A 13,037-nucleotide genomic window follows, 5' to 3' on the forward strand; every position below is an offset into this window, starting at 1 on the left:
GAACGTTGGACGGACCTGTGAAGTTCCTGTGAGCCGAGCTCAGCCGTTGTCGGGGTGACGCGGCAGCAGCTCGCGTGAGGCATAGCGACCGATCTGGTAGGTCATCCATCCATCGGCCCCTCCGCCGACGACACCGCCGACCAGCGGTATCCGCTTGGCGGCCATGGAGATCATGCCCCTGCCGGTGACCCGACTGAGCAGCTCCTGGGCCACCTCCGAGGCGACGATGGCATCGATCGCGCGGTCGTAGGTCGGAGCGGTCGCGATGGCCATCGGCGGAGCCGGGATCTTCTTCTCCTGGATCTGCTTGCCGACCTTCTCCTCGCTCAGGAGGGTGAGCAGGATGGCGTTGCGCACCCGAGGATCGGTCAGGTCGTAGCCACGGAGATGCGCGATCGCGGCCACCATGCGGCACTGGATGATGGCCATTCCGGTGATGTTGGCCGGGAGCGTGATCGCCTGGGTGACCAGACCGCCGATGTTGGTCGCGAAGCCGCCGACACCGGCCAGCCGCACGTGGTTGTCGATGACCTGCTTCACCGCGAGCTCGACGTCGTTGTCATGGTCCTTGAGGTGCTTCTCGGCGGCTGCGGCCGCTCCCGGGAGCGGGCCTACCCCGACGATCGCGTGGTGCAGCGCCTGCCGGACCACGGTGGTGGTCACGCCGGGCGCGGACTGGATGACCTTGGGTGCGAGCCGGCCAGCCGCACTGGTGAGCACTGCCTTGGGACCGATCATGAGCCAAATCTTAAGTGTGTGGTGGTTGGCGCCGCACGGGGCGATAACGTTTCGTCGTGGCGAATCTTCGGGGACCGATCGAACCCGAGCCCTCGCCGTGGGCCTTCGCCGACCTCCGGGACCCGGGCGCGGGTCATGGCGGGGCCGAGTTGGACGATCTGGTGGGAATGGGCGCGGACGTCGCGCCCGGGACGCTCCTGGCTGCGTACCGGCACGGGATCTTCCCGATGCCCGGGGAGTCCCCGCGTGATCCGATGATGTGGTTCTCGCCGGTGAGGCGCGGCGTACTCGCACTGGACGGGCTCGTCGTCTCGCGGTCCTTGCGCAGGTCGGTGCGGGACTTCGAGATCAGGATCGACACCAGCTTCGACGAGGTGGTGGCCTCGTGCGCCGACCCGCGCCGGCCCCACGGCTGGATCGACAAGCGGATCCGCCGGGCGTACGGCGACCTGCACGAGCTGGGCTGGGCACACTCGGTCGAGGCGTGGCAGGACGATCGCCTGGTCGGCGGGCTCTACGGGGTCGCGATCGGCGGCCTCTTCGCCGGGGAGTCGATGTTCCACCGGGTCCGCGACGCGTCCAAGGTCGCCCTGGTCGGGCTGGTCTCGGCGATGCGCGAGGCGGGCTCTATCGACCAGCGGATCCTGGACGTGCAGTGGCGCACCGACCATCTGGCCTCGCTCGGCGTCGTCGAGGTGGGTCGCAACGACTACCTGGACCGCCTGGAGAAGGCGCTCAGGCTGCCGCTCCCGGAGGCGTTCGGCGGACCTCCGGCCCAGTCCTAGCGGTGGTCCTAGAGGACGTACGCCTCGGCGCCGGTCTCGCTGACCATCGGTCGCCCGGCGGCGGCCCAGTCGAGCATCCCGCCGGCGAGGTTGACGACCTCGAAGCCCTGCTGGGCGAGGTAGTTGACCGCCTGGGCGCTGCGTCCGCCGACCTTGCAGACCACCAGGGTCTGGCCCTCGGGAAGCTCACCGAGTCGCGCCGGGAGCTCCTGGAGCGGGATGTGGGTCGCGCCCTCGATGTGGCCCGCTGCCCACTCGTCGTCCTCGCGGACGTCCAGGACGGCCACGGGCAGGGGATCGGGCACTCCGGTGATCTCGACGGTGGGGATGGTCACCGGTCAAGCCTACTTGAGAAGCCGGGACATCCGCCGATCGGCGAGCGGCTTTCCGCCGGTCTGGCAGGTGGGACAGTACTGCAGGCTCGAGTCGGCGAAACTGACCTCGAGGACCGTGTCTCCGCAGACCGGGCACTTCTTGCCGGCCTTGCCGTGCACGGCGAGGTTGGACTTCTTCTCGCCCTTCAGTTCGCTCATCGCCAGGCCGGAGTCGCGTTCGACGGCCTCCTCGAGGGTCGTCCGCAGCGCGTTGTAGAGGCTCTCCGACTCCTCCTCGGTCATCTCGGCGGGCTTGAACGGCGACATCTTCGCCGCCCACAGGATCTCGTCGGAGTAGGCGTTGCCGATGCCCGCGATGATCGACTGCATCCGCAGCACACCCTTGATCTGCTTGCGCCCCTGACCTGCGAGGATCTCGCGGAAGCGGGCCAGCGTGAAGTCGTCTGCCAGCGGGTCGGGGCCCAGTGAGGCGACGCCCGGGACGTCCTGCGGATCGTGGACGACGTAGAGCGCCAGGCGCTTCTTGGTGCCGCCCTCGGTGATGTCCAGCCCGGTGTCGTCGTCGAGCACGACCCGGATCGCCAGCCCTGACTTCGATCCCGGCCGGGGCGGTGTCGCCGGGATCTCGTCGCGCCACCTGATCCAGCCGCCGCGGGCCAGGTGCAGCACGAGGTGGACGCCGCTCGCCTCGATGTCGATGAACTTGCCGTGGCGGGTCACGTTGTCGACGAGCGTGCCCTCGACCGCGGTCAGCGGCGGATCGTACGTCTTCAGGGCGCTGAACTGCGCGACGTGCACCTTCGTGATCGCGCGGCCGTCGAGGCGCCCGCGCAGGTCCTCGGCGAGCGCTTCCACCTCGGGGAGTTCCGGCATGTCCGCGAGTCTAGATCGTCGCGCTTGCAGGAGGGGAGGAAATCCGGGTAGTATCGAACACACGTTCGACGCTAGCGATCGATGTGGGAGTCTGCGCCTTTCTAGGATCCATCCTAGAAAGGCGAATAGAGACCTACGCTCATGAAAGATGTGGCTCGCTAGCCAAATCTAAGACGCGTCCTATAGATGTGGATATCGTCTGATCATGGACCCCATCCGCAATCCGTACGCTCCTGGCGCCGGTCAGCGGCCCCCTGAGCTCGCTGGTCGTAACGAGCAGCTCGGGCAGTTCGACGTGGTGCTGGAACGCGTGGCGCGCGGTCGTCCGGAGCGGTCGCTGGTGCTCACCGGGCTCCGCGGCGTCGGCAAGACGGTCCTGCTCAACACGCTGCGGTCGGCGGCGGTCCGCAAGGGCTGGGGCACCGGGAAGATGGAGGCGCGCCCCGACCAGTCGCTGCGCCGGCCGCTGTCGAGCGCCCTGCACCAGGCGGTGCGTGAGCTGGGGCATCCGAGCTCCGACGACGTCGACCACGTGCTCGGCGTGATCCGCTCCTTCGCCCAGCGGGAGGCCGGTCCCAACGCCAAGCTGCGCGAGCAGTGGTCGCCCGGCATCGAGGCGGCGGCGGTGCGGGGCCGGGCCGACTCCGGTGACATAGAGATCGACCTGGTCGAGCTGCTCACCGACGTCGGCGGGCTCGCCGCTGACGTCGGCAAGGGCGTCGGTGTCTTCATCGACGAGATGCAGGACCTCGGCCCCGACGACGTCTCGGCGATGTGCGCGGCGTGTCACGAGATCAGCCAGTCGGGGCTGCCGGTGATCGTCGTCGGCGCCGGCCTGCCGCACCTGCCGGCCGTGCTCTCGGCGAGCAAGTCCTACTCCGAGCGGCTCTTCTCCTACCAGCGCATCGACCGTCTGCAGCGAGACGCCGCCGACCGCGCCCTTGCCGCCCCCGCAGGCGAGGAGGAAGCCGAGTTCGAGACCGCCGCCCTGGCGGAGATGTACGCCGCCACCGGCGGTTACCCCTACTTCATCCAGGCCTACGGCAAGACCGTGTGGGACCAGGCGCCCCGCTCTCCGATCACCGTCGAGGACGTGAAGGTCGCCGCCCCCGAGGCCGAGCGCGAGCTGGCGGTCGGCTTCTTCGGGTCACGCTACGAGCGTGCCACCCCTGCCGAGCGGGACTACCTGCGGGCGATGGCCGACGCGGCCGTCGAGCTCGGCGCCGACGACATCGGCACCGTCGCCACCGCGGACGTCGCCGCCTTCTTGAACAAGAAGCCGCAGTCGCTCTCCCCGGCACGTGACGCGCTGATGAAGAAGGGCCTGATCTACTCCGGTGAGCGCGGCCGGATCGCCTTCACCGTCCCCCATTTCGGCCGCTACTTGCGCCAACAGGGGTAAGTGATCGGGCCGTGGGTCCCTCAGTGAAGGCCGTTTGACTCTCCCAGCACCCTGACGGATGCAGCAGCGTGGAGGCACCACCTGCGAAGGGAAGCCCGATGGAACCCGCCGAGACTCCTGTCGCTGCCCCTGGCACATCGCGCTCGAAGCATCCCGCGCTGGAGTTCCTCGGGGCATCCGGCACGGTGACCGGAAGCCGGTTCCTGGTGACGTACGGCAGCGATCGTCTGCTGGTGGACGCCGGTCTCTACCAGGGGCTGCGGGAGCTGCGGCGGCTCAACTGGGCACCGTTCCCGGTGGCGCCCGCGGACCTGGACGCCGTCGTCCTCACCCATGCTCACCTCGACCACACCGGATACCTGCCTCGGCTGGTGAGCGACGGCTTCGCCGGCGAGACGATGTGCACGCCGGGCACCGCTGCGCTCGCCGCCATCGTTCTCCGGGACAGCGCGCACCTGCAGGAGGAGGACGCTCGGGTCGCCAACGAGGGCGGTTGGTCGAAGCACGACCCGGCTCTGCCGCTCTACACGGCGTCAGACGTCGAGCGGACGCTCGAGCGTCTGCACCCGGTGGGCTTCGGTGAACCGTGGCCGGTCGGAGGAATGGTCGTGACGCTGCAGCGCGCCGGCCACATCCTGGGCTCCGCGGTGGCCGTCGTCGACGTCGGAGGCGAGCGGGTGGTGTTCAGTGGCGACCTGGGTCGACCGGGTCATCCGATCCTGCTGCCGCCCGCGCCCCCTCCGGCCGCCTCGGCGATGGTGCTCGAGTCCACCTACGGCGACCGACGGCATCCACCGGCGGATCCCGAAGCCCTGGCCGGCACGGTGCGCCGTACGGTCGCCCGCGGCGGCGTCGTACTGATCCCTGCGTTCGCGGTGGACCGGACCGAACTGGTGCTGCTCGAGCTGCTCAGGCTCCGTCGCGCGGGCCGGATCCCGAAGGTCCCGATCTTCGTCGACAGCCCGATGGCCCTGGCCGCGCTCGACGTCTACCGAACGGCGCTGGGTGCGCACAGCGACGAGCTCGATCTCAAGCGAGCGGCGCCGTTGCGCGACCTCGAGGGGCTGGACGTCCACCGGGTCCGGGATGCCGCCGGCTCCGAGCGGCTCAATCGCCCCAAGGAACCGTGCATCATCATCTCGGCCTCCGGGATGGCCACCGGCGGCCGTGTCGTCCACCATCTGCTCCGCCAGCTTCCCGACCCTCGCAACAGCATCGTGCTCACTGGCTACCAGGCTCAGGGCACCCGCGGCCGACAGTTGGTCGAGGGCGCCCGGGCGGTGAAGATGCACGGCCGGTACGTCCCGGTCCGTGCGGAGGTGGTGGCGATCTCGGACTTCAGCGTCCACGCCGATTCCGACGAGCTGGTCGCGTGGGTCGCCTCGGCGCCCGAGCTCCCGGAGACCGTCTACGTCGTGCACGGCGAACCGACGTCCTCACGCGCCCTGGCGGACCGGATCCAGGACGAGCTCGGTGTCGTCGCCGTGGTGCCCCGGCGCGGTGAACGCGTACTCCTGGGCTCATGACGCCCGGTCTCGGAACCCTCAACGCCTGATGATGAAGGAGACTGACATGACACACCCCGTGGTGCACTTCGAGATCGCCGGATCTGACGGCGAGCGGCTCACCGGGTTCTACCGAGATCTGTTCGGCTGGGACATCCAGGGGTCTGGCCCGGACTACTGGCTCGTGAAGGCCACAGACGACGGGATCGGTGGCGGTGTCATGCAGACCCGCGACGAGATGCCCGCCTACGTCACGGTGTACGTCTCGACCGACGACCTCGAGGGCAGCCTCCGGCGCGCCGGAGAGCTGGGTGGCGAGACCGTCGTGCCGCCGATGGAGATCCCCGGCACCGGGTCGTTCGCCATGTTCCGCGACCCCGGCGGCAACACGATCGGCCTGTTCCGTGAGTGACCAGACAGAGCCGCAGGGCGAGGTCCGGGCGACGACGACCGAACGACCCCGCTGGACGACCGGGCGAGTCATCGCCGTCGTGGCCGGCAGCGTTCTCCTGCTGGTCTCGCTCGGTCTGATCGCCGGTGGCGGTGCGCTCGCGGTGGCTGCGGCCCAGCGGGACGACGACGGTTACCTGGTGACCGACGGGGTGACGATCTCCGCCTCTGGGCACGCGATCACCTCCGAGTCGTTCACCATCGAGACCGACGCCGGAGTGGACGTACCGGGCCGGCTGATCGGGGACGCCAAGCTGGTCGTCACCTCAGTCGAGGAGGGCCCGGTCTTCGTGGGCGTCGCGCCGTCCGCGGACGTCGCCGCCTACCTTGCCGGCGTCCGCCACTCGACGCTCGACGGCTTCGACCGCAACACCCCGACGTACGACGCGGTCGACGGCGGACCCCCGGCCTCCCTCCCCGCGGAGACCGGGTTCTGGACCGCCTCGACGAGCGGGACCGGGCCCCAGACGCTCACCTGGGAGGTCGAGTCGGGCGACTGGACCCTTGTGGTGATGAATGCCGACGGACATGCTCCGGTGACCGCCGTGGCGGCCATCGGAGCCACCCTCCCGGTGCTCGGCGCCGCGATCGGTGTGTTGCTCGGTGTCGGCGGCGTACTCCTGCTGGTGTCGCTCGCCCTGCTGATCGGCGGGCTGTTGTCGGCGAGCCGGGTCGCACGGAGGGATCCCGCGCCGGCCAGGTGAGGCCAACCTCGAGCAGCTGTTCTAGCGGTCGCGTCCTGCGGTCTCGAGCAGGCGGAGCCAGATCTCGCTGATGGTCGGGTACGCAGGAACCGCGTGCCATAGGCGGTCCAGCGGGACCTCGCCGACGATCGCGATCGTGGCCGCGTGCAGGAGCTCGGAGATGTCCGGGCCGACGGCGGTGAAGCCGACCAGGGTCTTGCGCTGCTCGTCGATGACCATCCGCGCCTGACCGCGGTAGCCGTCCGCGTGGAGCGACGCTCCGGAGACCGAGCCGAGGTCGTAGTCGACGACGCCGACCTCGATGCCGGCCGCCGCGGCCGATTCGGCGGAGTGTCCGACCGCGACGACCTCGGGGTCGGTGAAGATCACCTGGGTGGTGGCGCGCTCGTCGGCGGTGGCGGCATGACGCCCCCATGTGCTCAGGTCGGGCTCCTCGCCGCGAGCGCGTGCCGCGATCAGATCGCCGAGCGAGCGGGCCTGGTACTTCCCGTGGTGGGTCAGCAGTGCTCGATGGTTGACGTCGCCTGCGGCGTAGAGCCAGCCCTCCTCGAGCTGCCCGTTGTCGTCGACCACGGCCAGGGCGTCGTCGACCTTCAGCCAGCTTCCGGGCTCGAGACCGACGTGCTCCAGACCGAGGTCCTTCGTGTTGGGCACCCGACCGGTGGCCACCAGGACCTCGTCCGCGGTCACCTCGGTGCCGTCGGAGAGGGTCACCCGCACCTCGCCGCCATCATCACGCCGGGCCTCGGTCGCGCCGGCGTCCAGGTGGAGCGTGACCCCGTACGTCCGAAGCGCCTCGGCCACCTGCTCACCGGCGAACTTCTCGACGCCCGGCAGGAGCCGGGTGCGGGAGATCAGGGTCACCTGCGACCCGAGGGCGCTGAAGGCGGTCGCCATCTCGGCGCCGACCACCCCGCCGCCGATGATCGCCAGGCGATCGGGAACGGACTGGGCGCCGGCGGCCTCGCGGTTGGTCCAGGGCCCGACTTCCTCCAGTCCCGGGATCGGCGGGATGAGGGAGGAGCTGCCGGTGGAGACGACCACGGCGTGGCGTGCCTCAAGGTTGGTGGTCGTGCCGTCGTCGGCGGTGACCGTGACCGAGCGGGTGCCGGTGATGCGCCCGTGCCCGCGGACCAGGGTGATCCCGGCGCCGGTCAGCCACTCGACCTGGCCGGTGTCCTTCCAGTTGGATGTGAACTCGTCACGCCGGGCGAACACGGCGGCGGGGTCGAGCGTGCCCGTGACCGCCTGACCGGCGGCCGGGAGCGCACGCGCGGCGCGCAATGCCGCCGCGTCCCGAAGCAGCGCCTTCGTCGGCATGCACGCCCAGTAGGAGCACTCGCCGCCGACGAGCTCGCGCTCGACGATCGCGGCGGTCAGGCCGCCCTGCACGACGCGGTCGGCGACGTTCTCGCCGGTCGGGCCGGCGCCGATGATGATGACGTCGACGGTGAGGTCTTGGCTGGTGCTCGTCATGTCAGTTGACCTTACCTGCGCGCTGGCGCAGTCGGAGGGCAGAGATCAGGAAGAAGATGCCACCCAACGTCGCGTAGCCCGCGAGACCGGTGAGTGACGCCTTCGGGCCGGCGGCCATCAGGACGAATCCGGTTCCGGCGAAGGTCGAGATCCCGCCGCTGAGGATCATCGCCCACTGACCACCGAGTCGGTAGCGGCGCACCGCGACGAACAGCTGGACCAGGCCGGCGGTGATCGCCCAGGCGCCCCACACCCGCAGGATGTCCGGGATCCCGGAGGTGGCCGCGACGGCGACGCCGACAGCGGTGAGCAGGCTGAGCGCCATGTTGACGTACAGCAGGACGCGCGGGCCCTTGGCGCCCGAGGTGCGGTGGTCGACCACGGCGGCCACCACGTCGAACAGCGGGTAGATGACCAGCAGCGCGATGCTTGCGGCGTTGAGCGTGGTCGCGGTGAGTGCGACCAGGACGGCCCAGACGATCGCGAACCCGAAGCGGAAGAAGTAGAGCTTCGGCAGTGCGCGGGACGGTGCGATCAGTGTGCCGGAATGGCCGGTCTCGACGGAGGTGGACATCGGATCCCTTTCTCGGAATCAAGTTGGGAGACAGAACGATCGTTCTACCTGGATCGAGAGTCTGCACCAGCCAGTCGACAAATGCAAGACCGATCGTTCTGTCTGCTACCGTCGATCCCGCGAGACCTAGACCGTGAGAACGAGAGGGATGGCGGATGTCTGAGGCCCGGGATCGACTGCTCAGCACAGCGAGTCGGCTCTTCTACACCGAGGGTCTGCACTCGGTCGGAGTGGATCGCGTGATCGCCGAGGCGCAGGTCACGCGGGCGACGCTCTATCGGCACTTCCGGAGCAAGGACGAGCTCGTCGTGGCGTACCTGACGCAGGCCGACGAGGCGATGCGGGCGCGCGTGGACGCCGCCCGGGCGGAGGTCGAGGACCCCGACGACCTCATCCGGGCCGTCGGCCGGTCGATCGCCGCGGATATCCAGAGCGTGGGGTTCCGAGGTTGCGCGTTCCTCAACGCCGCGGCCGAATATCCAGACCCGGCGCACATGGTCCATCAGGCCGTGCTGAAGCACCGGCAATGGTTCCTGGCCACGATGACCGATCTCTTCGCGGCGACAGGGAAGCCTGATTCGGAGTTCGCCGGCCGCCACTTCGTCATGTTGCGAGACGGTGCGATGGCGGCCGGCTGTCTGACCGATCCGGCCCCGGTCGGTGAGACGTTCCTACGAGGGCTCGAGGGACTTCTCACCTACCGGAGCGGCCTGGGGTCAGCGCTCAGCTGACGCCGTTGTCGGCGAGGAACTCCTTGGCGACCGTGGCCGGGTCGGCCTTGTCGACCTGGACCTTGGCGAGAGCCTCGGTGAGGTTGGCGGTGGTCAGCGCCTCGGAGACCGCGTTGAGCGCGGTCTCGGCGTCGCTGCTGAGCGCCTCGGAGCGGATCAGCGGGACGACGTTCTGGGAGAGGAAGAGGTTCTCCGGGTCCTCCAGGACCACCCAGCCGTTGGTGGGGATCGAAGAGTCTGTGGAGAAGACGTTGGCGACGTCGATGTCGCCCTTCGCCAGCGCGCCGGTCGTCAGCGGGCCGCCGGCGTCGAGCGGCTTGAACTCCTTGAACGTGACCCCGTAGACCTCGTCGAGGCCGACCAGGCCCTGGTGGCGCTCCTTGAACTCCGGGGAGCCGCCGAGCGTGAGGTCCTTCGCGACCGGAGCCAGGTCCTCGATGCTCGTCAGGGAGTACTTCGCGGCCGTCTCCTTGGAGACGGTGAGGGTGTCCTTGTCCTCGGCCTCCGACTGCGGGAGGGTCTCGCTGCCCTCCGGCAGGACCTCCTGGAGCGCCTCGTAGACGTCCTCGGGGGCCGACACGTTCTCCGGGACACCGTCGGGCTTCAGGTAGGCCAGCAGGGCGCCGTTGTACTCCGGCAGCAGGTCGATGTCGCCGCTCTTGAAGGCCTCCATGTAGACCTCGCGGGACCCGATGTTGGGCTTGGTCTCGACCTTGACGCCCTCCGCCTCGAGAGCCTGGGCGTACATCTCCATGAGCAGCTCGCTCTCGGGGAAGTTGGCCGAGCCGACGACGATCGTGCCGCCGCCGGAGTCGGAGTCCGATCCGGAGTCGAGCGGGTCACCGCCGCAGGCGGTCAGGGTGCCTGCCACGGCGAGGGTGGCGAACAGGTACGCGGTGGTGCGGATTCGGCGGGACATTGAGATACCTCTCGGATTGCTGGGTTGATCAGCCGGCGGGTTCGGGTTGGGGCTCGGGGCGGACGGTGGACGGACGGTTGCCGGCCCCGCGGCCGTCGACTCCGGGCGAGACGAGGAGCCGCTGCGCGCCCGCGAGCGCCAGGTCGATCGCGACGGCGAGCACCGCGATCACGATCGCGCCGGCGACCACCTGGTCGTACTGGAGCGTCGCCAGGCCGTCGAAGAGATAGCGGCCGAGGCCGCCGAGACCGACGTACGCAGCGATGGTCGCGGTCGAGACCACCTGGAGCGACGCGTTGCGCAGGCCGCCGATGATGATCGGCAGCGCGATCGGGACCTCGACGCGCCAGGCGATCTGGGCCTCGGTCATGCCGACACCTCGCGCCGCGTCGACGGTCGCGTCGGCGACGGACTGGATGCCGGCGTACGTCGTGGCGAGGATGGGTGGGATGGCGAGCACGACCAGAGCGATCGTGACCGGGACCAGGCCGATCCCGACCAGGCCGAGCGCGAGCATGAGCACGCCGAGGGTCGGCAGCGCGCGGCCGGCGTTGCCGAGGTTGATGGCGATCAGCGCGCCGCGGCCGGTGTGGCCGATCAGCAGACCGATCGGGAACGCGATCACGGCCGCGATCGCCAGGGCGAGGACGGTGTAGCCGAGGTGCTCGAGGATGCGCTGCGGGAACCCGTCTGGGCTGGTCAGCGACCAGTTGGCGGCGTCGAGCAGGTAGTCGAGGCTCATCGCGCACCCGCTCGGGCCCACGGGGTGAGCCCGCGCTGGATGGCGACGATGAGGACGTCGGCGATGACCGCGAGGGTGACCGAGAGGACCAGCCCGATGATGATCGGCGGCAGGTAGAAGCCGAGCTGGAACCCGCGCGTGAAGAGCTGCCCGAGGCCGCCGATGCCGATCAGGGCCGCGATGCTGACCATGCTCACGTTGGCCACCGTCGCCACTCGCAGACCGGTCAGGATCACCGGCATCGCCAGCGGCAGCTGGACAGTGAACCAGCGGCGTACGGGCCGATAGCCCATCGCGGTCGCGGCCTGCAGGACGGTGGTGTCGACCGCGTCGAGACCGTCGGCGGTCGTGCGGACGAGCAGGGCGAGCGAGTAGAGGGTGAGCGCGATGACCACGTTGATCGGGTCGAGGACGCTGGTGCCGAGGAGGCCCGGGAGCAGCAGGAGCAGGGCCAGCGACGGGACGGTGTAGATCACGCTGCCGGCGGTGAGCGCGATGTGGCGCGCCGGGACGTAGCGATGGACCAGGGCGCCCAGCGGGAGGGCGAGGACGAAGGCGATCGCCACCGGAATCAGAGCGAGCCAGATGTGCTGGACGAGCGCGGTGAGTACGTCGTCCGCGTTGGTCTCGAGGTAGCGCCAGATCTCGCTCATCCAGCGTCCTCCGAGGTGGCCAGTGCCGCCAGGCGCTCCCGCTGCTGCGAACGTACGCTGCCAGCCAGGTCCTCGAGCAGAACCAGCCCGTCGGCGCGACCCTCGGCGTCGACCCGGATCGCGGCGCCGGCGGGCGAGAGGATGACCAGGTCGGTGACCGTACGCAGGTTGGCGCCGTCGCTGAAGGTGCCCTCGGTCGGGAGGAGCCCGTCGGTACCGCGCCAGCCCAGCGGTCGCCCGTCGTGGTCGACCTCGAGGGTGAGCCCGTCGACGCCGTGGTCGATGGGTTTGAGTGCGACCGAGCTCCCGTCGGCGAAGCCGAGGCCCCGGAAGCCGCGGTCGCGACCGACGAGCGAGGCGACGAAGTCGTCGGCCGGAGCGGCGAGAAGGTCGGCGGGCGGGGTGAACTGGGCCAAGCGGGCGCGTTGGTCGAAGACGGCGACCTTGTCGCCGAGGCGGATCGCCTCGTCGATGTCGTGGGTGACCAGGACGATGGTCTTGCCGAGCTCGCCCTGGAGCCGGAGCAGCTCCTGCTGGAGGTCGTCGCGTACGACCGGGTCGACGGCCGAGAACGGCTCGTCCATGAGCAGCACCGGCGGGTCGGCCGCGAGCGCCCGGGCGACCCCGACGCGCTGCTGCTGGCCGCCCGAGAGCTGGGCCGGGTAGCGCTCGCCGAGGTTGGCGGCGAGCCCGACGCGCTCGAGCAGGTCGAGGGCGTTCGTGCGGGCCTCCCGGCGGGAGATGCCCTGCAGGATCGGGACGGTCGCGACGTTGTCGAGCACCGTACGGTGCGGGAAGAGCCCGGCGCCCTGGATCACGTAGCCGATCTCGCGCCGCAGCTGTGCCTCCGGGCGGCTGGTGACATCGTCACCGTCGATCAGGATCCGGCCGGAGGTCGGCTCGATCATCCGGTTGATCATCCGCAGCGCGGTCGTCTTGCCGCATCCCGACGGCCCGACGAACACGGTGATCTGGCCGGTGTCGACCTTCAGGGATAGGTCTTCCACGGCAACTGTGCCGTCCGGATAGCGCTTGGTCACGCCCTCGAACTCGATCACAGCCACCGCTCCTGTCTTTTGTTCTTCACCTGCGGACGCCGTTGCACAAGATCCTCAGCCTGCCAGATCCGGGGAAGGAACCGAAGATGTTA

The 13,037-nt window shown here is 69.7% G+C and carries 15 protein-coding genes; 6 read left to right on the top strand and 9 right to left on the bottom strand.

What is annotated here, in order from left to right; translation table 11 throughout:
- Positions 1–39: 39 nt before the first annotated feature.
- A complete protein-coding gene (locus OG801_RS15620) occupies positions 40–738 on the bottom strand; it encodes an EcsC family protein (RefSeq protein WP_355018731.1) in 699 nt (232 codons plus the stop codon).
- Positions 739–794: 56 nt separating this feature from the next.
- On the opposite strand from OG801_RS15620, the gene aat reads away from it, so the two are divergent.
- Positions 795–1,523, top strand: a complete 729-nt coding sequence (aat, locus tag OG801_RS15625; RefSeq protein ID WP_355018730.1) for a leucyl/phenylalanyl-tRNA--protein transferase — start codon at positions 795–797, stop codon at positions 1,521–1,523.
- Positions 1,524–1,531: 8 nt separating this feature from the next.
- Here aat and OG801_RS15630 read toward each other — a convergent pair whose 3' ends face one another.
- Together OG801_RS15630 and OG801_RS15635 are read right to left on the bottom strand one after the other, a co-directional pair.
- Positions 1,532–1,858, bottom strand: a complete 327-nt coding sequence (locus OG801_RS15630; protein WP_355018729.1) for a rhodanese-like domain-containing protein — start codon at positions 1,856–1,858, stop codon at positions 1,532–1,534.
- A gap of 9 nt (positions 1,859–1,867) precedes the next feature.
- Positions 1,868–2,731, bottom strand: a complete 864-nt coding sequence (locus tag OG801_RS15635) for a DNA-formamidopyrimidine glycosylase family protein (RefSeq protein ID WP_355018728.1) — start codon at positions 2,729–2,731, stop codon at positions 1,868–1,870.
- Positions 2,732–2,936: 205 nt separating this feature from the next.
- On the opposite strand from OG801_RS15635, the gene OG801_RS15640 reads away from it, so the two are divergent.
- The 4 genes from OG801_RS15640 to OG801_RS15655 all read left to right on the top strand — a co-directional run bounded on the left by OG801_RS15640 (position 2,937) and on the right by OG801_RS15655 (position 6,792).
- Entirely contained in the window at positions 2,937–4,133 is a 1,197-nt protein-coding gene (locus OG801_RS15640) for an ATP-binding protein (RefSeq protein ID WP_355018727.1), read from the top strand.
- Positions 4,134–4,231: 98 nt separating this feature from the next.
- Complete coding sequence (locus OG801_RS15645) at positions 4,232–5,659, top strand: MBL fold metallo-hydrolase RNA specificity domain-containing protein (RefSeq protein ID WP_406029626.1); 1,428 nt, start codon at positions 4,232–4,234, stop codon at positions 5,657–5,659.
- Between the two features lie 46 nt (positions 5,660–5,705).
- On the top strand, positions 5,706–6,050 hold the full coding sequence (locus OG801_RS15650; protein WP_406029627.1) for a VOC family protein: 345 nt from the start codon (positions 5,706–5,708) through the stop codon (positions 6,048–6,050).
- Positions 6,043–6,792, top strand: coding sequence for a hypothetical protein (locus OG801_RS15655; RefSeq protein ID WP_406029628.1), 750 nt, complete (start codon positions 6,043–6,045; stop codon positions 6,790–6,792). The genes OG801_RS15650 and OG801_RS15655 overlap by 8 nt, the downstream gene beginning before the upstream one ends.
- Before the next feature lie 21 nt (positions 6,793–6,813).
- Here OG801_RS15655 and OG801_RS15660 read toward each other — a convergent pair whose 3' ends face one another.
- Both OG801_RS15660 and OG801_RS15665 read right to left on the bottom strand, forming a co-directional pair.
- Complete coding sequence (locus OG801_RS15660; RefSeq protein ID WP_406029629.1) at positions 6,814–8,268, bottom strand: dihydrolipoyl dehydrogenase family protein; 1,455 nt, start codon at positions 8,266–8,268, stop codon at positions 6,814–6,816.
- A 1-nt stretch (position 8,269) separates the two neighbouring features.
- Positions 8,270–8,842, bottom strand: a complete 573-nt coding sequence (locus OG801_RS15665; protein ID WP_355018722.1) for a hypothetical protein — start codon at positions 8,840–8,842, stop codon at positions 8,270–8,272.
- 155 nt (positions 8,843–8,997) lie between these two features.
- On the opposite strand from OG801_RS15665, the gene OG801_RS15670 reads away from it, so the two are divergent.
- A complete protein-coding gene (locus tag OG801_RS15670) occupies positions 8,998–9,573 on the top strand; it encodes a TetR/AcrR family transcriptional regulator (protein WP_406029630.1) in 576 nt (191 codons plus the stop codon).
- Here OG801_RS15670 and OG801_RS15675 read toward each other — a convergent pair.
- The 4 genes from OG801_RS15675 to OG801_RS15690 are packed head-to-tail and all read right to left on the bottom strand — an operon-like array spanning position 9,566 to position 12,945.
- Positions 9,566–10,492 carry an ABC transporter substrate-binding protein gene (locus OG801_RS15675; RefSeq protein ID WP_406029631.1) on the bottom strand — a complete coding sequence of 309 codons (927 nt, stop codon included), beginning with the start codon at positions 10,490–10,492 and terminating at the stop codon, positions 9,566–9,568. The two genes, OG801_RS15670 and OG801_RS15675, sit on opposite strands and share 8 nt — an antisense overlap.
- A 28-nt stretch (positions 10,493–10,520) precedes the next feature.
- Positions 10,521–11,234: an ABC transporter permease gene (locus OG801_RS15680; protein WP_406029632.1), complete on the bottom strand. Its 714-nt coding sequence runs from the start codon at positions 11,232–11,234 to the stop codon at positions 10,521–10,523.
- A complete protein-coding gene (locus OG801_RS15685; protein WP_355018718.1) occupies positions 11,231–11,887 on the bottom strand; it encodes an ABC transporter permease in 657 nt (218 codons plus the stop codon). Before OG801_RS15685 ends, OG801_RS15680 begins: the two co-directional genes overlap by 4 nt.
- Complete coding sequence (locus OG801_RS15690) at positions 11,884–12,945, bottom strand: ABC transporter ATP-binding protein (RefSeq protein WP_406036279.1); 1,062 nt, start codon at positions 12,943–12,945, stop codon at positions 11,884–11,886. The genes OG801_RS15685 and OG801_RS15690 overlap by 4 nt, the downstream gene beginning before the upstream one ends.
- Between the last annotated feature and the right edge of the window lie 92 nt (positions 12,946–13,037).

Source organism: Nocardioides sp. NBC_00163 (genome assembly GCF_045206295.1).
Taxonomy (GTDB): Bacteria; Actinomycetota; Actinomycetes; order Propionibacteriales; family Nocardioidaceae; genus Nocardioides.

Bases quoted from the DNA above. Each gene is read 5' to 3' on its own strand.
- OG801_RS15680 (WP_406029632.1), bottom strand. From the start codon at position 11,234: ATGAGCCTCGACTACCTGCTCGACGCCGCCAACTGGTCGCTGACCAGC.
- OG801_RS15665 (WP_355018722.1), bottom strand. From the start codon at position 8,842: ATGTCCACCTCCGTCGAGACCGGCCATTCCGGCACACTGATCGCACCG.
- OG801_RS15685 (WP_355018718.1), bottom strand. From the start codon at position 11,887: ATGAGCGAGATCTGGCGCTACCTCGAGACCAACGCGGACGACGTACTC.
- OG801_RS15645 (WP_406029626.1), top strand. From the start codon at position 4,232: ATGGAACCCGCCGAGACTCCTGTCGCTGCCCCTGGCACATCGCGCTCG.
- OG801_RS15675 (WP_406029631.1), bottom strand. From the start codon at position 10,492: ATGTCCCGCCGAATCCGCACCACCGCGTACCTGTTCGCCACCCTCGCC.
- OG801_RS15660 (WP_406029629.1), bottom strand. From the start codon at position 8,268: ATGACGAGCACCAGCCAAGACCTCACCGTCGACGTCATCATCATCGGC.
- OG801_RS15650 (WP_406029627.1), top strand. From the start codon at position 5,706: ATGACACACCCCGTGGTGCACTTCGAGATCGCCGGATCTGACGGCGAG.
- OG801_RS15620 (WP_355018731.1), bottom strand. From the start codon at position 738: ATGATCGGTCCCAAGGCAGTGCTCACCAGTGCGGCTGGCCGGCTCGCA.
- OG801_RS15670 (WP_406029630.1), top strand. From the start codon at position 8,998: ATGTCTGAGGCCCGGGATCGACTGCTCAGCACAGCGAGTCGGCTCTTC.
- OG801_RS15640 (WP_355018727.1), top strand. From the start codon at position 2,937: ATGGACCCCATCCGCAATCCGTACGCTCCTGGCGCCGGTCAGCGGCCC.
- OG801_RS15635 (WP_355018728.1), bottom strand. From the start codon at position 2,731: ATGCCGGAACTCCCCGAGGTGGAAGCGCTCGCCGAGGACCTGCGCGGG.